Annotated in this window: 22 protein-coding genes; 10 read left to right on the forward strand and 12 right to left on the reverse strand. The window is 48.3% G+C overall.

Annotation, left to right across the window (positions count from 1 at the left end):
• Window positions 1–5: 5 nt before the first annotated feature.
• Entirely contained in the window at window positions 6–1,496 is a 1,491-nt protein-coding gene (locus AC51G0_RS22780) for a serine hydrolase domain-containing protein (protein WP_496303937.1), read from the reverse strand.
• 387 nt (window positions 1,497–1,883) lie between these two features.
• On the opposite strand from AC51G0_RS22780, the gene AC51G0_RS22785 reads away from it, so the two are divergent.
• From AC51G0_RS22785 to AC51G0_RS22805, 5 genes are read left to right on the forward strand one after another with little or no spacing between them, the layout of a single operon-like run.
• On the forward strand, window positions 1,884–2,993 hold the full coding sequence (locus AC51G0_RS22785; protein WP_496304184.1) for a cytochrome c oxidase subunit II: 1,110 nt from the start codon (window positions 1,884–1,886) through the stop codon (window positions 2,991–2,993).
• A 33-nt stretch (window positions 2,994–3,026) separates the two neighbouring features.
• On the forward strand, window positions 3,027–4,820 hold the full coding sequence (gene ctaD, locus AC51G0_RS22790) for a cytochrome c oxidase subunit I (RefSeq protein WP_496303938.1): 1,794 nt from the start codon (window positions 3,027–3,029) through the stop codon (window positions 4,818–4,820).
• Window positions 4,810–5,430 (forward strand): cytochrome c oxidase subunit 3, encoded by a 621-nt coding sequence (locus tag AC51G0_RS22795; protein ID WP_496303939.1) that lies wholly within the window; start codon window positions 4,810–4,812, stop codon window positions 5,428–5,430. Before ctaD ends, AC51G0_RS22795 begins: the two co-directional genes overlap by 11 nt.
• Window positions 5,431–5,443: 13 nt before the next feature.
• Complete coding sequence (locus AC51G0_RS22800; protein ID WP_496303940.1) at window positions 5,444–6,115, forward strand: heme-copper oxidase subunit III family protein; 672 nt, start codon at window positions 5,444–5,446, stop codon at window positions 6,113–6,115.
• 11 nt (window positions 6,116–6,126) lie between these two features.
• Window positions 6,127–6,474 (forward strand): cytochrome C oxidase subunit IV family protein, encoded by a 348-nt coding sequence (locus tag AC51G0_RS22805; protein ID WP_496303941.1) that lies wholly within the window; start codon window positions 6,127–6,129, stop codon window positions 6,472–6,474.
• Window positions 6,475–6,550: 76 nt separating this feature from the next.
• Here AC51G0_RS22805 and AC51G0_RS22810 read toward each other — a convergent pair whose 3' ends face one another.
• A complete protein-coding gene (locus AC51G0_RS22810) occupies window positions 6,551–7,108 on the reverse strand; it encodes an NAD/FAD-utilizing enzyme (protein WP_496303942.1) in 558 nt (185 codons plus the stop codon).
• Between the two features lie 226 nt (window positions 7,109–7,334).
• On the opposite strand from AC51G0_RS22810, the gene AC51G0_RS22815 reads away from it, so the two are divergent.
• Window positions 7,335–7,517, forward strand: a complete 183-nt coding sequence (locus AC51G0_RS22815) for a hypothetical protein (RefSeq protein WP_496303943.1) — start codon at window positions 7,335–7,337, stop codon at window positions 7,515–7,517.
• 125 nt (window positions 7,518–7,642) lie between these two features.
• Here the strand turns inward: AC51G0_RS22815 and AC51G0_RS22820 are convergent, their stop codons facing one another.
• On the reverse strand, window positions 7,643–8,899 hold the full coding sequence (locus tag AC51G0_RS22820) for a D-amino acid dehydrogenase (protein ID WP_496303944.1): 1,257 nt from the start codon (window positions 8,897–8,899) through the stop codon (window positions 7,643–7,645).
• A 126-nt stretch (window positions 8,900–9,025) separates the two neighbouring features.
• On the opposite strand from AC51G0_RS22820, the gene AC51G0_RS22825 reads away from it, so the two are divergent.
• The gene (locus tag AC51G0_RS22825; protein WP_496303945.1) at window positions 9,026–9,922 is read left to right on the forward strand and encodes a LysR substrate-binding domain-containing protein; all 897 of its coding nucleotides are present in this window, start codon (window positions 9,026–9,028) and stop codon (window positions 9,920–9,922) included.
• Window positions 9,912–10,163, forward strand: a complete 252-nt coding sequence (locus AC51G0_RS22830) for a PTS sugar transporter subunit IIB (RefSeq protein WP_496303946.1) — start codon at window positions 9,912–9,914, stop codon at window positions 10,161–10,163. Before AC51G0_RS22825 ends, AC51G0_RS22830 begins: the two co-directional genes overlap by 11 nt.
• Before the next feature lie 11 nt (window positions 10,164–10,174).
• Here AC51G0_RS22830 and AC51G0_RS22835 read toward each other — a convergent pair whose 3' ends face one another.
• Genes AC51G0_RS22835 through AC51G0_RS22850 form a run of 4 tightly spaced genes read right to left on the reverse strand, consistent with a single transcriptional unit; the run spans window position 10,175 to window position 13,292 of the window.
• Window positions 10,175–11,077, reverse strand: a complete 903-nt coding sequence (locus AC51G0_RS22835) for a methyl-accepting chemotaxis protein (RefSeq protein ID WP_496303947.1) — start codon at window positions 11,075–11,077, stop codon at window positions 10,175–10,177.
• A 19-nt stretch (window positions 11,078–11,096) separates the two neighbouring features.
• Window positions 11,097–11,339 carry a nitrate/nitrite transporter NrtS gene (gene nrtS, locus AC51G0_RS22840; RefSeq protein WP_496303948.1) on the reverse strand — a complete coding sequence of 81 codons (243 nt, stop codon included), beginning with the start codon at window positions 11,337–11,339 and terminating at the stop codon, window positions 11,097–11,099.
• Window positions 11,340–11,377: 38 nt separating this feature from the next.
• A complete protein-coding gene (locus tag AC51G0_RS22845) occupies window positions 11,378–12,307 on the reverse strand; it encodes a 3'(2'),5'-bisphosphate nucleotidase CysQ family protein (protein WP_496303949.1) in 930 nt (309 codons plus the stop codon).
• 4 nt (window positions 12,308–12,311) lie between these two features.
• On the reverse strand, window positions 12,312–13,292 hold the full coding sequence (locus tag AC51G0_RS22850; RefSeq protein ID WP_496303950.1) for a phosphotransferase: 981 nt from the start codon (window positions 13,290–13,292) through the stop codon (window positions 12,312–12,314).
• A 287-nt stretch (window positions 13,293–13,579) separates the two neighbouring features.
• Here AC51G0_RS22850 and AC51G0_RS22855 point away from each other — a divergent pair, with 287 nt between their 5' ends.
• Window positions 13,580–14,035 (forward strand): tetratricopeptide repeat protein, encoded by a 456-nt coding sequence (locus tag AC51G0_RS22855; protein WP_496303951.1) that lies wholly within the window; start codon window positions 13,580–13,582, stop codon window positions 14,033–14,035.
• A 661-nt stretch (window positions 14,036–14,696) separates the two neighbouring features.
• Here AC51G0_RS22855 and AC51G0_RS22860 read toward each other — a convergent pair.
• Window positions 14,697–15,467: an ABC transporter permease gene (locus AC51G0_RS22860; RefSeq protein WP_496303952.1), complete on the reverse strand. Its 771-nt coding sequence runs from the start codon at window positions 15,465–15,467 to the stop codon at window positions 14,697–14,699.
• Window positions 15,460–16,101: an ABC transporter ATP-binding protein gene (locus AC51G0_RS22865; RefSeq protein ID WP_496303953.1), complete on the reverse strand. Its 642-nt coding sequence runs from the start codon at window positions 16,099–16,101 to the stop codon at window positions 15,460–15,462. Before AC51G0_RS22865 ends, AC51G0_RS22860 begins: the two co-directional genes overlap by 8 nt.
• Before the next feature lie 291 nt (window positions 16,102–16,392).
• On the opposite strand from AC51G0_RS22865, the gene AC51G0_RS22870 reads away from it, so the two are divergent.
• The gene (locus AC51G0_RS22870; protein WP_496303954.1) at window positions 16,393–20,343 is read left to right on the forward strand and encodes an AsmA family protein; all 3,951 of its coding nucleotides are present in this window, start codon (window positions 16,393–16,395) and stop codon (window positions 20,341–20,343) included.
• A 239-nt stretch (window positions 20,344–20,582) separates the two neighbouring features.
• Here the strand turns inward: AC51G0_RS22870 and AC51G0_RS22875 are convergent, their stop codons facing one another.
• From AC51G0_RS22875 to AC51G0_RS22885, 3 genes are read right to left on the reverse strand one after another with little or no spacing between them, the layout of a single operon-like run.
• Window positions 20,583–23,654, reverse strand: coding sequence for an efflux RND transporter permease subunit (locus AC51G0_RS22875; RefSeq protein ID WP_496303955.1), 3,072 nt, complete (start codon window positions 23,652–23,654; stop codon window positions 20,583–20,585).
• A 3-nt stretch (window positions 23,655–23,657) separates the two neighbouring features.
• Window positions 23,658–24,737 carry an efflux RND transporter periplasmic adaptor subunit gene (locus tag AC51G0_RS22880; protein WP_496303956.1) on the reverse strand — a complete coding sequence of 360 codons (1,080 nt, stop codon included), beginning with the start codon at window positions 24,735–24,737 and terminating at the stop codon, window positions 23,658–23,660.
• A gap of 2 nt (window positions 24,738–24,739) precedes the next feature.
• Window positions 24,740–25,807, reverse strand: a complete 1,068-nt coding sequence (locus AC51G0_RS22885; protein WP_496303957.1) for an efflux RND transporter periplasmic adaptor subunit — start codon at window positions 25,805–25,807, stop codon at window positions 24,740–24,742.
• Window positions 25,808–25,942: the final 135 nt, after the last annotated feature.

Here is a 25,942-nt window from a genome sequence, read left to right on the forward strand (position 1 = left end):
TCCTATCAATTGGCAAACGTTGGCAATATGCTGTCAACCATCATCCGGCCCAGCAACGAGGCTGCATGGAAGTTTGCTGCGGTTTTGACCACGACCAAGTCAAGATCTTTGACAATCGCTATATCCTGGCCACCATACCCCCTGGCCAAGACCGCAGGGTATTGTTTGCCTTTATAGTAATAAGTGGTATTCCACCAGAAATAGCTATATTTCAGGCCCGGTACACCAGTTGTCAGCAACGGCCTGGTTGACTCGCTAAGCCACTCCGGTTCAATCAGCTGCTTGCCGTGCCATTTTCCCCCATCGAGCACCAGCTGGCCCAGCTTCATCATATCCCTAGGTCGCAATGAGATACCACCAGCAACATTAGGTCGCTGATCATTTTGCTTCATCCAGAAAGCATTATCGAAACATAGCACCGACAATGGCCCTTTCATGGCGTAATCACTCACCGAAGGCTGCTTAGTCGCGACACGGAGCGCTTCCCCTAACACGCTGACCGTACCACCACTGTAGGTAAATTGTTTGCCCGGAGCATGACTAACCCGCTGCGACAATGTAAAAGCGACAGAATCATCACTCTCGATCTCTTTTCTGCGCATATTTTCCGGGTCTTCATAGGTTTTCGACCACTCATCCCAATACAGGCCAGGTGACATAGTTAATAGATCGCGGAGGGTAATTTTCCCTTTTTCACCCTCAAAATACTGCTTGTAGCTTGGCAGGTAACGGGAGGCTGGCTGGCTGACATCTTCAATGTCGCCTTGCTTAACTGCTATTCCGGCCAGTAGCGACATTACGCTCTTGCTGATCGATTGAATGCTGTGGGAATCACTTGCCTGCCAGCCATTGAAATAGCGTTCAAATACCAGTTTTCCGTCTTTCAAAATCAGTAGGCTATTAATATTCGCGTAGTCAAAGCGGCTATGTTCAATTTTGTTGACCAGTGACTTCATCCTTGGCGACTGTGCAAGCAGCTGTTCACTGGCAGCCTCAACATCGGGATAGGGAGCGGCACACTGCTCATTGGCCGGGTGGCTAAACTCACTGAAGAAATGCTTGTCGCTATACAGAGCTGACATATAGTCTTGCTGTGCCATCTCTTCTCGCTCATACACATAAGGTGTCCCATAGAGGTTCACCGTTTTCAGCTGGTATAGGCCATCCACCTTGTTTTCGAATTGCCCGCTGATATCAATGCTCGCATTTTTGGCTTTGAAACTGCCGTTTGCTTTCACCACCAGTTCAGCCGAACCTGACGGCGTAACAGCAAAATAACGCTGCCCGTGCTTTTTGATCTCGGTATAGGGAATAAAGTCTATGTCGGCTTTGTACATTCCCACAAACGGATCAACATCACCGGCGATTGCACTCGCCTGGAAGATCAAGCCGGAAGTTAGCCATAACAAACACCGCTTCATCTGAAAAATAGAGCCTAAGCGTTGCTGAGTGACGGAGCCAATACTGTCGCCAGTAAAACTGATACGCAATTTCATACTTATCCTTGATTGAATACGTTGTAACTAAACAGGGGCACTCTTATTTAGTCATATGTAACAGTTAGTTATCGTATCAACGTGAGCTCTATCGTGTTGGTTACGAATAAAAAAGCCGCAGACAGTTCACGTAAAAGTGTGCTTTGTGGCATAACATTGCAGTAGCAGTTAGAAAGCGCACAATCAGCCTCTGATTTTCAACACCTAACAAGTAAACACTATTCTCAGTTCTGCGCCTGAAAGGCAGAAAGCTTTTCAGCCACTCGCAGACAACCAATTCCTCCACTAAGCTAATTGACTATTAGTTAACAAGAAAATTTAAAATCTTTGGGCTTTGTTTTTCCGTTCTTTTTTTCAGGGATGCTACCAATAATGATTTAAGGTGTGATGTGTATGGCTATTGCCATTGCCTTGATATTGATTGTTATTGCATCCATTGCATTTCATTACTACAGCCCGTGGTGGCTGACACCGGCGGCGTCCAACTGGGGCGAGATTGATGATGCTTTCACGCTAACGCTCATCATCACTGGCGCATTCTTTATTGTCATCAACCTATTGATTGCCTGGATGGTGATCCGCTATCGCCATAAGCCAGGTCGCAAGTCCACCTACCAGCCTGACAATAAAAAACTCGAAGCCTGGCTGATCGGCCTTACCACTGTCGGCATTGTTGCCCTGCTGGCACCAGGATTGGTCGTCTATGGCAAGTTCGTCAATGTGCCTGATGAAGCACAAACTGTTGAAGTCGTCGGCGAACAGTGGAAATGGAGCTTTCGCTTTCCCGGCAAAGATAACCTACTGGGCCAGAGCGACATTCGCTTTATTAGCCCCACCAATCCCCTTGGGCTAGACCCTGAAGATCCCGCCTCAGCCGATGACAGAATCATCCTCAGCCCAGAGCTGCATCTACCGCTGTTCATGTCATTCAAAGTCCTGCTGCGGTCGAAGGATGTACTGCATGATTTCAACGTGCCGCAATTTCGCGCCAAAATGGACTTGGTGCCCGGCACTGTTACCTATTTCTGGTTTACCCCAACCCAACGCGGTACGTTCGATATTCTTTGTGCCGAGCTGTGCGGAATCGGCCATTTCAACATGCGCGGGCGGGTCGTGGTGGAAGATGATGCCACCTTTGGGGTCTGGCTGGCCTCACAGCCCACGTTTGCTGACACCCAGCAACCACAAACTGTCGGCGATACCACAGACATTATTGCGCTGGGGAAAACCCTGTCTGAAGTGAACGGTTGTATCGCCTGCCACAGCCTGGACGGCAAACCGGGCGTCGGCCCCACCTGGCTTGGTCTGTACGGAAAGACTGAGCTGATGTCTGACGATGCCGAAGTGGTGGTTGATGACGCCTACCTGCGTACCGCGATCCTCCAAGCCAATGCAGAAGTCGTCAAGGGGTATCCGGCCATCATGCCGGTCTATCAATTTAGTGAGCAGGAAGTCGAGGCCTTGATTGCCTATATCAAAGCCGTGTCAGCGCCATAGCCAACGATCATCTATAACGGGGAGGAAGGGACTATGTCCAATTACAACACGTCACACTCCAGCGATTCTGACGACCATCCCCAGTCATTCTGGACCAAGTATATCTGGAGCCAGGACCATAAAGTGATCGCCATCCAGTATTCGATCACGGCAATATTCATGGGGCTGATCGCACTGATACTATCCTGGCTGATGCGCCTGCAGCTTGGCTTCCCCGGTCAGTTTGACTTTATTGATGTCAATACTTACTACCAGTCTATGACCCTACACGGCATGATCATGGTTGTGTATCTGCTAACTGCGTTATTCCTCGGCGGCTTTGGCAATTACCTGATCCCGTTAATGGTCGGCGCACGCGATATGGTCTTCCCTTTCCTCAATATGCTCAGCTATTGGTTCTACCTACTGGCCTCGCTGATCCTTATTGCCAGCTTCTTCGTAACCGGTGGGCCGACAGGAGCGGGCTGGACGCTCTACCCACCTCAGGCCATTATGCCCGGTACTCCCGGTACCGACTGGGGTATCGTCCTGATGCTGGTTTCACTGGCCGTGTTTATCGTCGCAGCCACTATGGGCGGGTTAAACTATGTCACGACGGTTCTTCAGGCCCGTACCGAGGGCATGACCTTATTGCGTATGCCTCTGACGGTATGGGGCATTTTTACCGCCTCCATCATGGCACTGCTGGCATTCCCTGCCCTGCTGGTCAGTGCCATCATGATGCTGTTTGATAAACTGCTCGGATCGAGCTTCTTCATGCCGGCAGTGATCTCAATGGGTCAGCAAACCGACTACGGCGGCGGCAGCCCAATCTTATTCCAGCACCTGTTCTGGTTTTTCGGCCACCCAGAAGTGTATATTGTCGCCCTGCCTGCCTTTGGAATTGTCTCTGATTTGATCAGTATCCATGCCCGCAAGAACATCTTTGGCTACAAAATGATGGTATGGGCGATATTGGGGATCGCCGCCCTGAGTTTTATCGTCTGGGCCCACCACATGTATGTCAGCGGCATGAATCCTTACTTTGGCTTCTTCTTTGCCACCACCACATTAGTGATCGCCGTACCGACAGCGATCAAGGTCTACAACTGGCTATTCACTCTCTGGCGCGGCGACATTCACCTCAGCCTGCCAATGCTTTTCGCCATTGCCTTTATGAGTAGCTTTATCATTGGCGGGCTAACCGGTCTATTCCTTGGCAATGTAATTGTCGACATTCCCCTGTCAGATACCTACTTTGTCGTTGCCCACTTCCATATGGTGATGGGTGTCTCACCGATCCTGGTTATTTTTGGCGGAATATATCACTGGTATCCAAAAGTCACCGGCCGGATGCTCAATGAGCCGCTCGGTCACCTGCATTTCTGGATCACCTTCCTCGGCACCTATGCGATTTATTTCCCCATGCACTATCTGGGGATCCTCGGTATGCCACGGCGATACTATGCTTATGATGACTACAGTTTTATTCCGGAATCAGCCCAAAGCCTCAATGCCTTTATAACCATTGCAGCCTTGATTGTCGGTGCCGCGCAGCTGGTTTTCATCTTCAACCTCTTCTGGAGCTATGTGAAAGGTAAACAAGCATCAGGAAACCCGTGGCTGGCCACGTCGCTGGAATGGCAGACACCGGATACGCCGCCCAAACATGGTAACTGGGGCAAAACGCTCCCTGTTGTCCACCGCTGGGCCTATGACTTCAGCGTGCCGGGGCATGACGAAGACTATATTCCACAAAACATCCCACCCAATGATCAACAGCCCAGTGAAGATGAAACCTCCGGCATTCCAGCAGACAACTTACGGAGTGACAGCGATGAAGCGTAAGCTCGACAACCCCAAGGCGGAGCAGCAAAAAGTAACCCTCAGCCCAGATGCCAACACGGTTTATTTCCCGTCACCGAAAAGGGCTTCCGCCTCAATCGGGCTATGGATCCTAATGGGCGTGGTCACCATGCTGTTTTTCTTGTTTACCGTCGCCTACCGGATCCGTATGACGCTTAATGACTGGCAGCCACTCAGCGAGCCGTGGCAGCTCAGTGTCAGCACTGCTATGCTTGTGATGAGCTGCGTGGCTATGCACCTTAGCTGTCGGAAAGCGGCCCTGTTGCCATCGATCCATGCGTGTCGCTCGTTACTAAAACTCGCGGTGTTTTTCACCCTAGGCTTTATCCTCGCCCAGCTATGGGCGTGGCAACAACTGCTTAACTTAAATTACAGTGTCGGGGGCAACCCGGCCAATAGCTTTTTCTACCTATTAACAGGCCTGCATGGACTGCATGTACTGGGAGGGCTGATAGCCCTGGCAATAGCGGTGTACCATGCTATCAAAAGGCACAGTGATTCACTCTACCCTTCTCTGAGCCTGTGTACCCGGTACTGGCATTTTTTACTTTTTATCTGGCTATTTTTATTGGGGCTGTTGCGATTTACATAAGAGGTAAATACGTATGGCCGACACCCCGTCTACCCAGCCCGGACAATGGTCTTCCATCGTCGCGGATTACTCCGCCGACCAAGCCGTGTTCAGGATCTCTTCCAACAAAGCCATGATGTGGCTGTTTCTGCTCAGTGACATCTTTGTCTTTGGCTGTTTTCTTACCGGCTATATGGCAGTACGGATGACCACCACAACCCCCTGGCCGATCCCCAGTGAAATCTTTGCCCTGACGATTGGCGGCCAGTCGATCCCGTTGATCCTGATTGCCATCATGACCTTCATTCTGATCACCAGTAGCGGCACCATGGCGATGGCGGTAAATTCAGGCTACCAGCGCAAGCGGCGTTTAACGGCACTACTGATGGTGATCACAGCGCTATTTGGGCTCAGTTTTGTCGGGATGCAGGCATTCGAGTGGACCAAGCTGATTGAAGAAGGCGTCAGACCTTGGGGCAATGAAGCCGGGGCAGCACAGTTCGGCGCCAGTTTCTTTATGATCACCGGCTTTCACGGCCTGCACGTCAGCATTGGGGTGATTTATTTGCTGATAGTGGCCATCAAAGTGTGGCGAGGAAACTATGAGCGCAGCGGTAATTACGAGATTGTCGAAATCGCCGGGCTGTACTGGCACTTCGTCGATCTGGTTTGGGTCTTTATCTTTGCCTTTTTCTACTTGTGGTAGGAGGGTCGGCTATGAACACGTCACTTTCGGGCTCAACCGAGCATAAGCAGCAACATCCCATTAGCCTGTACCTCAAAGTATGGGGACTACTCTTTATTCTCAGCACTCTGTCTTATCTGGTTGACTACTTCCACCTTGAGGGGTTGCTTCGCTGGAGCTTGATCTTAATCTTCATGGCACTAAAAGCCGGACTTATCGCGAGTGTTTTCATGCACATGATGTGGGAGCGGCTGGCATTGGTTTACACCATCTTTTTGCCGCCGTTGGTATTGTTAGTATTGGTCGCCTTAATGGCCAGTGAAGCAGAGTATATTTTCCAGCTTCGGGCTATTTTCTTTAATGAAGCAGGGGGGCCTTAACACACGTTTCTCGGGCGAACACAAACAGGGAGGGGAGGCTAACTCACCTCCCCTTTTTCTTTCCTGCTATGGGAAATTATGGGAGAGTACGCTTCATTTTCTCCCAATTATTTTGCGTTGATATCAGCCAGTGTGGGGGAGCCTTGCCGGTACCTGCAGGCTTCAACTTATCATGAGCCAATGTCACATTAGCCAATGTGATTTCCTGGTTAGGCTCCACATCCACCATCAGCACATGTTTGCCAGACTTCAGTACTTGCTTGAAGCGACGGAACTGATAGTGCAGTTCCTGAATGCCAAACAAACCACCTTCCCAGGTGATAAACCCCAACATGACAATGGCCAACATCACAAAGGGTACCCAACCTACCGTTTCTGTCGCACCTGACAGAAATGCCGCTAGCAATACAAAGGCAGCCGCACAAACACCGACGACAGCACCAATCTCTGTCGAGTGGATAATGTCGTTACGCATAATAGACTTCACAGGGTGAAGATGATGATGGCTGGCAACCTCAGCGTCATTGTCTGTAAGCACGTGGATTTGCGGAGAACTAATACCGCTCAGTTCTAGTTCATACTCCACCAGCTCCAGGTCGTCTAAGTCATCGCTAATGTAAAAGACCCGCTTCATTACGGCCTCCCATTATTGAATGCCAAACTGAGCAAATATCTAGTCCATTCAGAATGATGTCAGTGATTTAATAACAGTACAAAAAACTATTCGTAATTAAATTCTAATACACATTCAGCTGAATATTTTAGGTTACTGACATTTATCTGACTTTCACCTAACAATCACCAATACAACAACGCATATACTCGCAAGAACTATTGTTTGATTAACCCACTTTACAGCAATGAAAAAGCACACATTTTTTAGCCTAGCTCTGTTTACCCTGTTTCTCGGCGGCTGCCAACTGACACATGTCGAAGGTGAAGTTGACGGCGTAAATATTAAGGCAACAACCAACGAAAGCAGTAGCAATCACGGAAACGGAAACTTCTGCCCACCAGGCCAGGCTAAGAAGGGGAATTGCTAAACATCATCTACCCCGTGTAGCGTCATCCCCTAAAAAGCAGGATGAGGCTACGCAGGTGAGTACTATCGAGTTAACCAACTGTCTCATTCTTTAGGGGAAATTAAAGGGCTAAACCATAAGCACCTTTAGCTGGCATAGCGGAATACATCCAAACCATCAGGATCAATATCTGCAGAGCAGCCACTGACGATATCTGCCAGCATTTTTCCCGAGCCACATGCCATCGTCCAACCCAGCGTGCCGTGCCCGGTGTTGGTAAACAGATTATCAAAAGGAGTTTTGCCGATTACCGGCGTCCCATCCGGCGTCATTGGTCGCAGACCACTCCAAAATTCAGCTTGATTGATATCTCCCCCTTCAGGAAACAGATCCTGGATCACCATCGCTATGGTCTCTTGACGCTTCTGGGTCAGGCTAACATCATACCCTGCCAGTTCAGCAGTACCGGCAACCCGAATACGGTCATCAAAACGCGTCATGGCTACTTTATAGGTCTCATCCATCACAGTAGAAACAGGGGCTGCTCCAACATTGGTGACAGGCATCGTCAGCGAGTACCCTTTAACTGGATACACTGGGATATCAATCCCTAGCGTTGACAGCAGTGAAGCAGAATAACTGCCCATAGCGACAACATAGGCATCGGCTGTTAACTCTCCGGCACTGGTGGTGACAGAAGTAATTTTCCCACTTGTCTGATTGAGGCTGTGCACTGATATGTCGAACAGGAATTTGACCCCGGCCTGTTTAGCCAGTTCGGTCAGTTGCTGACAAAAGAGATAACAATCACCTGTTTCGTCATCCGGCAAACGCAGGCCGCCAACGAGTTTGTCTTTCACTTTGGCCAAGGCAGGCTCAGCGGCAATACAGCCCGCCACATCAAGCTCTTCATATTGGGTACCGCTTTCAGCCAGGACCTGAATATCCTTGGCAACTGCCTCTATCTGGGCTTCATTACGGAACACCTGTAACGTACCCTGTTGCCTACCCTCGTAGTTCAAGTCATGCTGCTGTCGCAGATCTAACAGACACTGGCGGCTGTAATTAGCCACCCGCAACATTCTGGCTTTATTCACCTGATACTTTTTCTGGTTGCAGTTCGCCAGCATTTTCGATGCCCACAAGTACAGCTCCGGTGATACCGACGGCTTGATTTTGAGCGGCGCATGCTTTTGCATCAGCCACTTCATTGCTTTCACTGGAATACCCGGCGCCGCCCACGGCGATGAATAGCCATACGAAATTTGTCCGGCATTGGCAAAACTAGTCTCTTCAGCACTCTTTGGCTGGCGTTCCACCACCGTCACATCGTGCCCCGCTTCGGCCAGATACCAGGCTGATGTCAGGCCAATCACACCGCTACCTAAAACAATCACTTCCATCTCACGACTCTCTTTTTTTGTAGGCGACTTTATGGAACGGAGAATGCTTTATTTACATTTGCATAACAATCGATAATATTTAACAGCAGCGTTTAGTTTTTCTAAAGGCAAGTAAAAAGGATATCCATGCAGCCGCTCAAAAACAGTACCCTGTCAGGCCTAGCAACCTTTGATATTGCCGCCCGCTTCGGCAGTTTCACCCAAGCCGCCGAACACCTGCACATCACCACGGGAGCGATAAGCCAGCAGATCAGACAGTTGGAGCAACAACTTAATTTTCCTTTGTTTTACAGGCATTCACGAGGGATCCGCTTAACCGAAAAAGGGCAACAGCTGTACAATGTAGTCAGCCAAAACCTCAATGAGATCAACCAGGCTATTACCCACCTTCAGCAACCTGCTGCCGAGGGAGAAATTCGCCTCAAACTTACGCCATCATTTGCCTTCAAGTGGTTGGTTCCCAGGCTTCAGGATTTCTATCAGCAGTACCCAGAGATCAAAATTCAGACCTTTGCCGAGGGCGCCCTGGTTGATCATCAAGACACCACTTTTGATCTGGTGATCGACTACTGCCGTCAGCCTCAAACCAGTGGCACATTGTTGCTTAATGAGTACTTACTACCCGTAATGAGCCCTGACTATAAGCAGAAATTCGACTGGAACAATAAGGCATGCTGGGAGAAAGTTGCCCTTTTGCATGATGCGATGCCCTGGCGAGATGCTCGCCAGGATTACGAGTGGCATTACTGGTTCAAAAACATGACAATCACCGCCAACAGCCAGCAGGGGCATTACTTTAACCGAACCGACATGGCAATGGCTGCAGCAGAGGCCGGACTCGGGGTGGCGATGGCACGTTGCGCGCTGATCAAAGACGACTTTGCGACCGGTAAGCTCGTCTCCCCTTTCGAGGCCATTCCTGCCAATGCTGGCTACTATCTTATCCAGCATCGGGACAGCCAGGCGATAACCTATTTTGTCGACTGGCTATCCAGTCAAGCTCAAGGTGCCGATGGCCAATAAGAACATTACCGAACTAGCAACAGCCTATGTTCAGGCCATTGGTGGCAAGGAGAATATCATCGAGGTTGATAACTGTATTACCCACCTACGTTGTTTAACAGCAAAAGACTCCTCCATTGCTGATGCAGCTACAATGAAAGAGCTGGGAGCTGGGAACTGCTACTGTGGTACCGCTATTTTCCTCAGGTTCAGCTCAATGCTCGAATCACAAAAAAAGAAGGATTCATATGCATCAAGCTAAACCTGCTTGCCTCAGTTTTTCAGCACCACCAGCTCTTTCATCAGGGATTCGCCCAGCTCATGGTTAGAAGCTGAAAGGGCAACGGCGCTGCGGGTATCTTCCACCAGCTGCTGCATATTTTCCTGAATGGTGGCCGAATTGACCAGCTGTTGTTGTACGCTGGCAATAACGGATTCAACCGCACTTTTACTCTGGTTAGCCATTGCGACCAACGACTCAATATCTTCCAGGGTCACTTCGGCGATGTCGACACTGTTATTGATAATGTCTGTCATCCCTTTTTGCTTGCTGATAATTGACCCCGAGATATCCATAATGGTTTTCATCTCACTGTTAATTTTATCAGCCGATTGATTAGCCGTATTCGCCAAAGCCCGGACTTCGTCGGCAACGACCGCAAACCCTCTCCCGTGCTCACCTGCCCGGGCGGCTTCAATCGCGGCATTCAATGCCAGCAGGTTCGTTTGGTCAGCGATGCCTTTGATTGATTCAACCAGCTGGCCAATATTTTTATTATTGCCATCTAGCGAGGAAAGCAATTCAGTGAACTCACTAATATTCTCTTTCGAACTGTGGATATTCGCAGAAAGGTTATGCAGCTGCTTGATCGACTGTGCACTCGTCGCGGCTGTTTTACTGGCGGCATCATAGGAGTCAGTGGATAAGCTCTCTATCTGCCCCGACTGGTTTATGAAGTCTTCGATCAATTCAAAGTTGTGGTTAATTGCATCCAGGCGGTTAGCCGATGCCTTGTTAACATTGCAGGCGTTATTGGCAATTTGGCTGGCAATATCTAATGGCTGGTTAGTACGCAACTGGTCAAACAGAGCCGCCTTGGCTTTCAGCTCTTCGAGCTCCGCTTTGTCTATCAAGGTTTGATGTTCAGGGATCGGGGCTGTAAAAATTTTGAGCATAATTCTAATCACCTAGTCATTATTTTTTGAATTCGAGCGTAGCAGCTACGCCAGCCTGGGTAGATACGAGATAAGGGACCATGTATGTCAGCAGTATCTTTGCTATCCGGTATTGATCTAGATCCCCCGCCAATATCGCATCACCATGATTAATAAACATTAATATCGAGCCAACAAGCAATGATACTTTGATGGAGCGCTGGACAATCGCTGGGGATCGTGCGGTATCGAGTATCTCTTTAAAAGAGTATTTTTTTGACATCGTTGGAGATTGTCCTTAATCATCACAAAGCGCTTGGGCTACTGTACGCTATCCATCTGCAGTAATACAGATAGATCCCGCAGGAATACTTCATGGTCAACACCGTGGAGGTACAAGGCACCCTTATGGTTCATGAAATTGGAATCGGAGCGATTAAGATCCAATGGCCCACCGTAGATATCGCTGGCCCATAGCGACGTTGATGCCTGGGCGATTGCCGCCGTTGCGGCGAAATCCCATAAGCTACCGCCCCCTTTCGCTGCCTTGGTGAGCTTGAGATAACATGCAGGGGCATTTTCAAATACGCCAATTGCATTCATGACCGCGCCGCAGCTGTTGACGACCTTCAGCCCGCTATAGCCTTGCTGCTGAACCATAGTGTCAATACTTTCAATACAGCGCGAATAACGCGGATCATTTTCAAAACTTCGGTCGATATACAAGGTAAAGTGTGAGTTATCCGCTGTGGGGAGCCAAGGCGAGCCGTTTTTCAACAATACTTTCGCACCAGAACCATCGATAGAATTGAGCGCCTGATAGGTATCTCCGGTTGACGGATTATAAACCGCACCAATGACAGGCTTGCCGGACTGCTCAACCAAGGCAACTGAAACGGCAAAACCTTCCAGGCCTTCAATAAACGGCAACGTACCATCGAGCGGATCGATACACCAAAAATAAGCTTTCTGAAACCGCGGATGGCCGGAGACATTGTCCTCGCTGGCATTTTCCTCACTGAGAACTGCGAAATCATATTGCTCAATACTTGGCTGGAGAATATCGAGGATGATGGCCTGGCTATCCAGATCAACCTGGGTCACAACCTGCGAGCTCAGGCTATTACCCGCCGCCTTGTGGTCGACCTGCAGCTGCGAACGATCAAAGGCCGCAATATAGTGCCCTGCTTTAACCGCCGCCTCGGTTGCCGGCGCCAGCAACTGCTGTAACTGCAAAGTGGAAAGCATCATAGTATTACCTCAATTGTGCCAGCGCTTGCTGGGTTAAACCTTCCGTATAAGCGTTGATCTTCCAGTGATCCGGGCTCCAGCCTTTAACAAAACGCTGAAAGTCCGCCCATGCTACGCAATACAGCGGTCGCCATTCTTGCTCAACCTGCTCAGGATCAATGTGAGGCTGCAGTAGTACAACGGCCTGCTTAAGCTCACTGAAATAATAATCCAGCAAACCTGGAACACGATTTTCACATTCTGCAAAAGGGATACAGCTGCTAATGAACAAAATGACATCTTTCATACCGCACCCTTTGCCCACATACTGGAAATCGACGCCAGCAGCCCGATCCCCTTCAGGCGTGAAGCAGAAATTGGCCAATTTGGCATCCCCGTGTACCAGGGTCTGGAAACGGCACTGTTTTAACGTTAAATCAATTTTCTCCGCCGCCTCTTTCAGCGCTGTGTCAGCCAATACAGCCAGTTCATCAGGACGGGTTTCCAGGTGCCAGTAGGTACCACTGTCCCACAGACCATGTGGTTCTACAGCTAGGTGCTGGGCATGAAAGTATGCCAGCCAGCGTAAACAAGCTTTTACCTGTAACTGTCCAACCGCTTTATGAACCTCACTAAAACCAAGTGTATTCAGATCTTCGAGAATGAGCAGGATCTCATCGCCCTGAATGTCAGCCAATAAACATTTCGGCACTGGGCATTGCGATACACAATGGTTGGCAAAATGCTGATACCAGTTCACTTCGACTTGATAAGAGGTGAGTTTGCGCTGGTGAGAAATTGCCGTATTCCAGCCTCTGGGATGATCTTTTGGCTGCGGGAGTTTGATATGTTTAACGATCACTGATGAATACTGGCTATTGTTTAACCTGACTCGGAAAAGATCACCATATCCACCCCACAATGATTGGATTAACTGCGTCTCGACAATGCTCTCAGCCTTCATCGCTTGAGTGATCCTGTGCAAGGTATCTGTAGAAATGGTCATAGGTCTCTATTGGTGAAGATCAGAAGTGATAGTGTACAAAATTGTGACGGATAAAGCCTTCATAAGAAGGCTGGCCGACGCAATCGTTCAAATAATAAGCAAACGAACCACATTTTCGTGATTATCACCGCATTTTTTCGACTTATTAAGCAACTGAAATCACAAATAAATTACAAAAAGCAAAAACTAGCATATTGATTTAATATCACTTTTCAAAAGCTAACACTATTTTATTATATTTTTTTGTTCTGTTATTTTATTCGCTCATTCTATTATCTGAGCTAGTTATGAAAAACAACAATACGAATTTATCCCTCGATGAAATTGAAGATAAATTATTAAGTCCTTCAGTTTCCGATGATTTTTTGGAGCTGTTAAAAGAAGCTTCATCAGACGATGCTGACATTGCTGAAGCATTGTATAAATATTACCTAGATTCAAATGATTACAATAATGCCGTTTATTTTCTTGAACTGGGTGCTAAGTTAAACGATAGCTATGCACAGCTATATTTATCCTCGCTATATCAACAAGGCAAGCACTGCTCTAAGGATGAAGAACGATCGCTTGCATTGCTTGAGAAATCTGCGCTGAACGGCGAATCTGAAGCCCAGTACGCACTCGGCACTAGCCTAGTTTTGGGGGCAAGCAGCCAAGAAGATATTGAACTGGGCTCATATTGGTTGAATGAATCTTTCCTAAACGGTAATGATGATTCAAAAATACTTTTAGATTCGTTCTAAAAGAAAATTTCAAAAAAATAGTGGCATTAAATAATAGGATAACAACAAATCAAACAAGAACCTGCGCTAACTTAATAACTAAACAACTCATATATAATACTATATTCCCCAATTCAACAAGGGGAATATTGCATTATTTCCACCACAGCTTTATCTCACGACATCATTCATATAATCTATTCAATCTTAAAACCTTTTCTATTATTTACTTCTTGAATACACCCAAACACCCCCCCCACCAATAATACCCATCAAAATCATAAGCCAGACAAATACCATATCGTAAGCATTTGATAATCTGTTGGCTGTAATTGTAACAAAACATCTCAATAGACCAAGTTACAGTTGCGAATAAAAACTCACTAATGCAGCATTAATAAGCAAAGAGAAGATGGCTACCCTGAAAAACGACCCTAAGAAAATTGCGATGGCAAACAATGAATGGAGATTAGAAAATGAAGCTAAAAGTGTATTTCCCATCAGGTAAAACTGTTACCTACTACAGGAATATTAAAGCCTTAATGGCATCATTCGATGATGCAAGTATCCGCTACGAACTTGTTTCATAGCAGGGTGCAAGCCAATGTTCAAATCGATGAGGTGGCAAGGATACGGCTTTTTCATTGCAATAAATGCCACCTTGCAAGGTGGAAATGAGAGCTTAAATTATCAGCTGTCCATAACGATTAAAGGCATAACGGCTGACTACGGCCAATGACGTAGCAACAGACAAAGTGGCAGAAATGAATATCGCCACCATGATCACTAGTTGGTACTTGACGGCAAGTAGTGGCTCTGTGCCACCCAGGATCTGACCAGTCATCATCCCCGGTAAACTAACAATGCCTAATGTGCTCATCGATGCCAATTGAGGGGCCAGTGCCGCTTTAACGGCAGTTTTAATAAATGGCTGTACCGGATTGGGAGCCCCCATTGCGAGATAGAACTGATAGTCATTCTGCTTCTCCCGCAAACTGCTATACCAACGCTCGATTGCCAGGACATTGGCGGTCAAACAGTTTCCCAACAGCATTCCCGCCACCGGGATCATATACTGTGCCTGCCACCAAGGCTCAGCCTTGATAACACCAGCCAGCAAAGATGGCAATATGACCAATAAAGCCACGACTTGCCCGGCTATCACCGCAGGCATGACTGCCTTCACTTTAACTTCGGCCCGGCGACAGATACTGTATCCGGCCACCATGATCATCACCGATAGCCACAGGACATTTAGCCCCAGGTTCTGAAACTCAAACAGGGTCTGTAAGTAAAGGCCAACAACGGCCAGCTGCAAGGTCATGCGCAACGCCGCTTCAACCAATGTACGGCTTAAGCCAAGCTGCCAGCGGTGAAAGAGAAACAGGGGGATCAACAGCAGCAAATAGAAACCGCCCATCGCAAGATTGCTGATATTCAAAGCGTTATCCATGACTTGTACCCATTGAATGTTGATAATCGCAGGCTTGCAACCAAACCGGATCATGCGAGACGGAAACCAGGGTCAGCTGTTGCTCAGCCAGCAATGCAATGACGTTATTACGGCTAGCCGGATCTAAAGCTGAGGTCGGTTCATCAAGCAACCACAACGGCCGTGCCATTAACAATGCCCTGGCAATAGCCAAGCGCTGTTTTTCGCCACCAGAAAGCTGGGAAACTGGTTGATTCAGGGGATGCGACAAAGCGAGCTTGTCGAGTACGGCCAAGCATTGCTGATCGTCCGGCACCGTTGATTTCATCGCCTTCAGCTGCCACGGCAGGCGCAGTACCTGCCCAATGCTATCTGCTCCCATAACGGGTAGTTGCGGCAAATAACAAAATTGCTGGCGCCACCAAGTTAGAGACTCCGCATCGATAGGCCTTCCTTGCCAGGAAAATGTTCCATTCGCCGCAGGACGTAAACCGGCAAGCACCTGCAGCAAGCTGGTTTTTCCACAGCCAGATGGGCCGGAAATAGCCAGGTGCTCCCCTTGCCGTAGTGCTTGGGTTAAGCAATAACGTTCAGAGCTTTCCAACCCTGATCCCAAGTGGCTTACTGCCAGAACGCTATTAAGCATTTGCGTCATAAATCCATAATCCAAGCCTTCCCCGACCTTTGCAGTCTAAAGAATGCATAACCATGATTCAAATTGATGAAAGGCATTCATTAAACCAATATGACTAATAGTTTACCGCTCTGCCGTGTGATTTCAGCTCAATAACAATCAACAGCGGATGTAGCGTCCATTTCGGGCGGTGTTATCTCGTTATCAATTTTCCTTGAGCCATACCAACAAACCCTACCAACATGGTATCTTTACAAAATAAAACGCCATCCAATAAATTACAGCCAGACGGATATATTTCGCACCCAGTCCATGACCCAAGAAAATAACAAACCTGATTCAAGTTCACCGCTGCCCAATCGCCGCTTCAGACTAAAAGCAGTCGCTAAATGGGCCGGTATCGCTCTGCTAAGCCCTGTTGTCATCGCGACCGCGGCTTTGAGCTATGGTATCGGGGTCGATCTCACCCCACATCGAGAACAGATCAACCAGTGGCTCTCAGATAACCTGCAGCGAGAAGCCAGCATCAGTGGCGATATTGAGCTAGTTCTGTCATTTAGCCCGGAAGTGCGCTTAAGTGGCGTCGAAATTGCCAATATCGATACTTTTAGTTGGAAACCCATGCTCTCCTCTGGCCAGCTCAATGCCAAAGTTTCGGTGCTGCCGCTATTGAACAATACGTTAGAAGTAGACTACCTAGAACTTGAGAATATCAGCCTCCACCTTGCGAAAAGCTATGATGGCGATAGCAACTGGCACTTTACCCAGCCAGTTCAACCGAAACAACAAGCGGCTCAACAAACCAAAACGACGAGCAGCCCATCTGCCTTTAAGCTCAAGCTGAACGACAAAATCAGCGCTAAAAATATAACCCTGCTTTATGAAGATCAGAGCCAGGGACAATTCGTTGACTGGTATTTGGAAACACTGGAGCTCAACAAACCCTCTTCTGAATGGCAGCTTACAGCACGTGGTTCGGCACTAGGGCAAGGATATAACCTTGCACTCACTGGCGAACTGGATTCTTTGGTTAACCACCAGCAGGGCAGTATCAAAGCCCATGGTGAGTTTGCAGGGGCCGAGCTAAGCATCGACGCAAACATTGTCCCGCCACAGCAGGGGCAATCTGAAGCAGATGTTGCCTTGCATTGGCAAAATACCCAGCCGATTGAGGATTTATTTGGTCTCGATGTCAAACACATCGCACCATTGACCCTCACCACCCATGTCAGTGCTTCGGCCGAACGTATCGCGGTACAAAATCTGGCTATCGACAGTCCAATTACCCAAGGAAAAGGCTTCTTAGACATTACGCTGGGTGATCACAATACCATTGATGGCGAACTGACCATTCCTTTGATTGATCTTCGCCCATGGTTACAACCAGAGCCCAAGCCTCAGCCTCAGCCTATGATGATGGCATATAGATCAGCACCGACTCAGTCGCCACTACAAAAAGCGCTGGATCAGTGGCTAATGAAGACGACCACCCAATTAGAGCTGGCTATCCATGAGGTCAAAGGGCTGGGTACCCCGGTAGAAAACCTGTCGCTGTCTGTTAAAGGCAAAGACGGCAGCCTATCTGCCCCCATGACGGCTGATATCGCCGAGGTTCCTTTCCGCGGTATAGCAACGGTCGATGCAACCGGGTGGGTCTCAACCGTTGACATTTCCCTGGGGGCCAAAGACTCCTCACTGGGTGAAATGGCGCGCTGGCTAACAGGTATGCCCTACGCCCGTGGTAGCCTGACCACTGCCGAGTTAACAGTTACCACCCAGGGCATCAAATTATCCCAATGGCTGAAAAACAGTGAAATAGCACTTTCTATTGATGAGGCCAACGTCGAATGGGGCAGCGAAGCCAATTTCAGTATTGACCAGGCAAGATTGAATACCGGGATAAACCTGCCTTTTAGCTCTGATATTCAAGGTCAGCTAATGGGGATCCCAGCCCATATTACAGCCAATGCAGGCACATTAGCCGATATTCTCAATGGCAACGACTGGCCAACCAGATTTAGCTTTACCAGCCCGGCAATCGAGATAAATGCGGAAGGCTTATTGAAAAATACCCGCTGGGAAGAAGGCAGCTGGTTCAACCTAGCCATCACCAGCGATGATGCCAGCAAGCTTAGTCCTTGGCTGGGCACACAAGCCGATATCAGCGGTGCAATCCGTATCGACGGCAAACTACACTACCAAAATGGCTGGATAGATCTCGTGATGCCCGAACTGTCGCTCATGCACAGTAAAGGGAGCGTGTCGATGCGCTGGCGCCCAGACCAAATGCGCCCATTTTTGATCTTCGACGGTCACTTCCAGCAACTTGATTTCACCCAGTTTGGCCAGTTCGTCAATGACCCAGAGCTACCTCAGGTTGAGAAAACGGTGCCGACGCAGGGTGTTAACCTTGATGTCCCTCTACTCAGCAACGAAATCGTCATTGCCGATGCCGATATATCGCTAGCCGTCGACAAACTCAACTGGGCCAACCAGCAGGTGGAAGCCATGGCCTTCAAGGGCCAGATCCGCAACGGACAAATGCCTGCCTCGCCGTTTTCAGCCACCTATGCTGGAAGCCAGTATCAGGGCGATCTGGCTTTTGCTATCGATGCCGCTACGATTGGTGCCCAGCTCAACCTTAGTGTAAACAACCCGGATATCGGCACCATTATGTCCCGGTTTGATATCACTGATGAACTCGACATGCGCCTTAAACGCGCCCAGATCGCAGTGGCCCTCTCTGGCCGTACTGTACTTGAACTGATGGAGCAGGCCGAAGTCGATGCTCGCCTGTTTGGCGGCGAGGTTAGCGTTACCGATGTCTATACCGGTAAAGCTTTAGATGTGTTTCTCGATAACGGCTATTTTGTGACTGGCCCGGACACGGCAACTCAGCTTGCACTTGCAGGCAAGGCGGCAGGACAAGCGGCTACCCTCAAGCTTGATTCCATTTCACTGAAACAAGCCAATGATGGTCGTAGCACCATGCCAGTCAGCCTGGCGGTTAAACTGGGGGACATGCACTTCAATGCCAGCTCTCAAGTCGCATTGCCTGTAAACCCGCAGCAGCTCAATATCGAGTTTGATGCATTTACCCCAAGCCTGGCCCGGTTTAACGCTTTTGCCGGCGTCGAGCTACCGCCGTATGGACCTGTTACACTGGCAGCCAAACTGTCACTGGACAAACTTGGCTACCACCTAAGCGATATGCTGGTGAAGGTCAATGACAGTAAGCTCACTGGCAACGGGACATTCCTGCCACCGCTAAAAACAGGTGCACGGCCGGAAATAGATCTGACTCTACACGCTCCGTTTATCCAGCTCGATGATTTCAAGGTTGATGGCTGGAAAGCCTGGGCATCCGACAGTGAAACATCTGCTGCCAATGAAAACCTGAATACTAACGATGATGTCGTATCGGTGATCAGCCCTGAAGGCCTAGATTTTGCCAATGCACGCTTTAAACTCGATGTCGACGAGGTGCGTTCCGGCAGTGATTGGCTAGGTGCCGGGCAGCTTAACTGGCAATTAAAAGACGGTGAGTTTGAGCTGCACCCCATGCACATCCAGCTACCAGGGGGCGATATCAACCTGGCCAGCCAGATCAAAGCCAAAGGTGAGCTGTTCGACATTGCCATACAAGGTGATATCAACAACTTCGATTATGGGGTACTCGCCAGGCGAATCGCCCCCGACACAGGTATGCATGGCCGGATCAGTACCCACTTCAACCTGACCAGCCTGGCTAACTCGCCCGATAGCCTAATGAACAATGCCAATGGCTTCATTGGCTTTGCCGCTTGGCCACAAGCCTTCGAATCCGATCTGATTGATCTGTGGGCCGTCAGCCTGACTGATGCCATTATTCCAAGTTTTACCAATAATGATCCTTCGGTACTGAACTGTGTAGCAGCAGGGGTAGATATCAATCAGGGTACGATGAAGCAACGCAACCTGCTGCTAGATACCACCCGTATTCAGGTCAACGGCCAGTTTGATGCCAGCTACGCCGATCGTGCCTTTTCTCTGTACCTGCGGCCACAATCAAAAAAGGCACAAATTTTCAGCCTGCAAACACCAGTGGAGATCTTTGGCCAGTTTGAAGATTTCGATTTTTCAGTACCGCTCTCTGCCATTTTGGAAACCTCAGTGCGATTTACCACCAGCCCAGTAGTATCACCCATACGCTGGCTGATCGAAAAGCCGCTCGCCAAAGATGGCAGCCAGCAGTGCGAGATGATCTGGCGAGCTAGAAGTTAGTACCCACTGCCGGTACATATACCCAAGCTACCTCAAGATGCAGGATTCAGAGTGAGACCAGCGTGCTCAGTTCAAGGAAAATAATGGTAGGAATGGCAATCCCTTTCAACGTTATTTGACACAGAAATGGGTTCGCTGGCTCACTCCCAAAGGGCGAGTTTACTTGGGTATAACGCCAAAACAAAAAATCCCCAGCGCTTCCGATGCGTTGGGGATTTACAGTTTGAAACCAGTAAAAACTAGAACTCTTTGTAACTACGGTACTGAATACTAAAGAATATTGTATAAAGCACTGGCACGATGATCAGCGTCAGTATGGTTGCAACGCCTAAACCAAACATGATCACCGCGGCCATAGATTCAAAGAAAGCATCTGTCACCAACGGCAACATACCCAGAATCGTCGTAATCGCCGCCATACAAACTGGACGGACACGGCTTACCGTTGATTCAAAGACTGCCTGAAACGGCTCTTTACCCTCAGAAATATCGAGATTGATCTGATCGAGCAATACGATACCGTTTTTAAGCAACATCCCAGACAAACTCAACATAGCAAGCAGTGCCATAAAGCCAAACGGGGTTCCCATTACCAGCAACCCCAATGTAATACCGATCATGGCCAAGGGAATACAGCACCAGATAACCAAAGGCTTGCGTACCGAGTTAAACAGGAACACAGTGATCAAGAACATCAACATAAAACCCATCGGCAACGACGCGAACAGCGCGGCACTAGCATCACCAGATGACTCATACTCCCCTCCCCAGGTTAATTCGTAGCCAGGCGGGAGTTTTATTGCTTCAACTTGAGGACGCATCTGAGTAAATAACTCAGCAGGCAAAATATCATATTCAAAGTCCGCATCGGCAAATACGGTTAAAGTCCGCTTCCGGTCGCGGCGCTGAATAATCGGATCTTCAAACTTAACATCGAAACCACTTACCACTTGCTGCATAGGCACAAAGACTGACAGCGCCGGACTCCAGATCCGCAGGCTATCGATAGACTCGATATCGACCCGCTCCTCATCGGGTAAACGCGAAATGATAGGTAAAAGTTTAGTACCTTCACGATAAAGACCGGTATTCTGCCCCGAAAATGCTTGGTTCAGGGCATTATCGATATCCTCTTTATTGATACCAAGGCGACGAGCCTGAGTCTCATTAAATTTAGGTTCAATAAACTTAGCCCTTTCTCGCCAATCGTGCCGTACGTTCACCGTGCCCGGTGTAGCATTGAATATCGCCATCACCTCAACGGCTATCGCGCGCAAGACATCAGGATCGGCACCTTGGATCCTGGCCTCAATTTTAGCATCCGTTGACGGCCCGATTTCCAGCCGTTTGAACTTAAACTGGGCTTGTGGGAAGTCTGCCTCAATGTCGCGACGATATGCCGTCATTACTGGTCCAAGCGTCTCAAATGCAGATGTACGTATCGCTATCTGAGCAAAGGCTGCATAGCTTTTCTGAGGCTCATAGGTCAGCATAAATCGCTGAAAACCTTTACCAACACTGGATGAGATAAATTCAACATTATCCAGCTTACTGGCTGTCTGCTCCATACTCGCAACCGCTTCCCGGGTTTCACGGATATCCGTTCCCTCCGGCAACCACACGTCCACCAGAAAGATTGGGGTTGTTGAAGGCGGAAAGAAAGATTGTTTGACGAAACCGAAACCAAGAATCGAAATGACAAAGACACCCACAACAGCAATAACCGATACCCAACGAAATCGCATACATACATCAAGCAAGGCTTTATAACTGACAAAGAATGCCCCTTTATAGGGGTCATTGTCTTCACCTCCACTCGGCGCCTCCCCCTCTTTGCCAAAGAAAAGCTGGGCGAAAAATGGTGTTAAGGTAATTGCGGTTATCCAAGATAAGAGCAGGGAAAAGAGCAGAACCCAAAATAAAGAGCCAGCAAATTCACCGGTAGAGTCTGGTGAAAGGCCGATAGGCGCAAAAGCAGTGATCGCAATAATCGTAGCCCCCAATAGTGGCCACATTGTCTGGCCAACAATGGCCTCTGCCGCTTTGAGCGTGGATAGCCCCCGCTGACGCCCCATCAAGATCCCTTCAACAACTACGATGGCATTATCGACCAGCATCCCCAAGGCAATAATAAGTGCACCGAGGGAGATACGCTGCAGCTCTATTTCTGCCTGAAGCATTAAAGTAAAGGTGCCTAAGCAGGTCAAAAAGAGAATGAGCCCAATCAGGATCCCACTCTTGATCCCCATAAATACCAGCAGCACAACAATCACAATCACGACAGCAGCCAGCAGGTTTAACACAAAATCACGCACCGAATTATCAACTTCCACCGGCTGGTTATACATAAACTTCATTGTCATGCCAGCAGGACGGGCAAAATCAATCTCGGCCAATCTATCGTTAACCGCTTTACCCACTTCAACAACATTTACCCCTTGGGTAAAGGAGATACCAATATTGATAGCTTGGCTTTGGTCAAAAGTAACAAGGTGATCAGGTATATCCTGAAAGCCACGATGGACAGTTGCGACATCTCTTAGGTAAATAAGCTTATTACCTGAAGTACCAGGAATAATAAGATCGCCTAGCTCTTCAACAGATTGAAAAGCCCCGGTAGGGCGTAAGTTTAAGTTTTCACTTGCAATTCGGATGCTGCCTGAGTCGACCACCATATTCTGGGAGTTAAGCAGGCTGGTAATCAATGCCGGATCAATTTGGAACGACGCCAGTTTATTTAAAGAGATCTCAATAAATACCTGCTCTTGCTGCTGTCCTGCCAGCGTCACCTTACTGACGCCCGGGACCAGTGCCAATTCACGTTTTACGTAATCAACATAGTCCAGCAGATCTTTGTAGCTGTAATCATCGCCACTGGCCATCAGCATGACACCATATACATCGCCAAAGTCGTCATTAACCAATGGGGCATAAACACCTGGTGGCAACTGGCTCGTCATGTCACCCACTTTACGCCGCAGCTCATCCCAAATTTGAGGTAACTCATCAGGGCCATAAGAGTTTTGCATGGTTACTGTAATTTGAGACATACCGGGGGTACTAATGGAAACAATCTCATCCACATAAGCCAGCGCCTGAATCGCTTCTTCTATGGGATAGGTAACCTCTTCTTCGACTTCTGTGGCCGTCGCCCCCGGATATAACGTCACGACAACGGCATCTTTTATCGTAAAGGGCGGATCTTCCAGCTGACCCAAACCAAAAAAGGACATTCCCCCGCCAATTAGCAGGATCAGTGCAAACATCCAACTGATGACGCTGTTTTTTACAAAATAGCTTGCAATATTCATCGGCTACCCTTCTATCCGCTCGACTTTCTGGCCTTCGGTCAAACGTGAAGCGCCGTCAGAAACAATCATTTCCCCGTCCTGCAAACCTTCCTTAACTTCTATCATATCGCCAACAAGAGTGCCTAAACGGACCTCCCGGCGTGTTACTGTCTGGCTATCACTGTTATATACCCAGACATTGGCAATTTGTTTATCTAACGACAGTCCATCTTGCATCATTACCGCATTAACAGGTACCAAGTACTCGCGACTATAGGTGTAAGTCACATCCCCTAGATCAACCTTTACCCTGGCCGGCATCCCTTCAAGCACCTTATGCTCAGGATCAAAGTCAACCGCCAGTGTGGCGATATAGCTTTGAGTCACAGGATCCTTGGCCATATTCAGTTCCAACGCTCGGCCTTGATAAGTGATATCGGGATAGGCTTCAAACGTCACATCAAATAGTTTCTTGCCTTGCCCATTTTCCTTTCGTACCGCAACAGCAAGGATCATATCGGGTATTTCCACATCCACTTCAATCAAGTTGATTTTGTGCATACTCAATACAGAGACGCCTGGCTGGATATTTTCAAACGCATCGAGGAACACATCGCCAACAACACCGTCAAAGGGTGCCCTTAACTCGGTATATTCAAGTGCAAGCTCTGCCATGCGGAGCTCAGCCTTAGCCACCAAATATTCAGCTCGCATCTTGTCGTACTCTGACTGTGACATCAGTTTTTTCTTAAGCATCGACCTGCCACGTCGGTATTGGTTATAAGTCTGCTCATTTTTGGCCTTGCGATCATCGAGCGCAATTTCATAGTCGCGCTTATCTAACACCGCGAGCAGGTCACCTTTTTTCACCCTCTCCCCTTTAGAAACAGGGATCGTCGCAACTTTGCCATCAACACGAAAGGAGAGCTCTGCCAGAGCATGTGCTTTAGCGACACCATTAAATATACGTGCTACTTCATTTTTAGGTTCTGGTAACTGATAAACCTGAACGCGAGTAATTGGTGTTTCAAATTCAACTTTATCGCTACACCCTAGCAAGGCTATGCAGCTCAGTAACGTAACCGCTATGAATGCCCTCTTCATACTCACAGCCCCCGCTCTTTAACCCAACGCACTGCGGCTTGGCCATCTTGCAATTCGGCAGCCCCCGTTAATACGAGCCAGTCGCCATCTTGTAACCCTTCCACTAAGCGGCCATCAGCAAGCTCCACGGCTACTTTTTCCAGTTTTTTGGTCTCTGGTCGCCAACGGAAAACAAAATCCTGACCATTATCGTTAACGAGCGCACTCGCCGGAATTTTAGGCGGCTTGCTATTGCCTAAACTCGGTACCAGTATCTTCACTTTTGCATTCATACCTGACAATACATTCACCTGTTCAGGAACTGGCAAAGTGACAACAACGGTATAGCTTGCCGTTGATGGATCAGCGACCGTACTCAACTCTTTAAGTCGAGCTTCAAACCACTGATCTCTCCCTTCGAAAAACACTCCGGCTTTAGGTGCCCCCTCACCTTGCTTCTGTACAACTTGAAATGCTCCTATATATTGCTCAGCCAACTGAAAACTTACATCAATGGAGGATTCTACTTGAATACCCATTACTTGCTGTTTCTCGCTGACAAACTCAAACTGTTCAGCGTAGCGAGTTGAGATAGCACCGCCATAAGGTGCCAGCAACTTGGTATAGTCACGATCGTTATCCGCCTGATCTAACGCTGACTTAGCGGTTGCAAGTTGACTCTTCGATTTGTCAAAATCATTTCTGGATATAAAACCTTTCTTCACCAGCTGCCTAGCGCGTTTATAAAGAACTCGCGCTAATTCATATCGGGCCTTTGCAACCTGATAAGACTGTTCGTACATAGCCGGATCTAAGGTTGCTAACAGATCACCGGCCCGAACTTCTTCACCGGGCCTTACCAATATTTTATTCACTTCACCCGAGACACGAAAAGAAAGTACAGCCTGATCTGAAGCCTGTACCTCGCCTGGTAATATTCGTTCTTTTTGACTATCGCCAATTTGAATCTGCATCAGCTTCACTGGCCTTGGGTAATCAGGCTTACTCTCGACTTCTTCCTCCCCCAAACACGCGGTAAGAAAGATCAATCCGGTAGCCAGCCAACAAGCCCTGATATAACGCGATTTCATAGAGAAAACACACCTTCAACAAATTTACACTATCAACCTAAACGTCACACACGAAATATTATTTCCCTCACTAATAATAACTTTCATTTCAAATGCTGATGAATTATTAAAGAGATTTATTCCGTCACAATAATG

The sequence above is a fragment of the Photobacterium sp. HL06 genome (genome assembly GCF_059552575.1).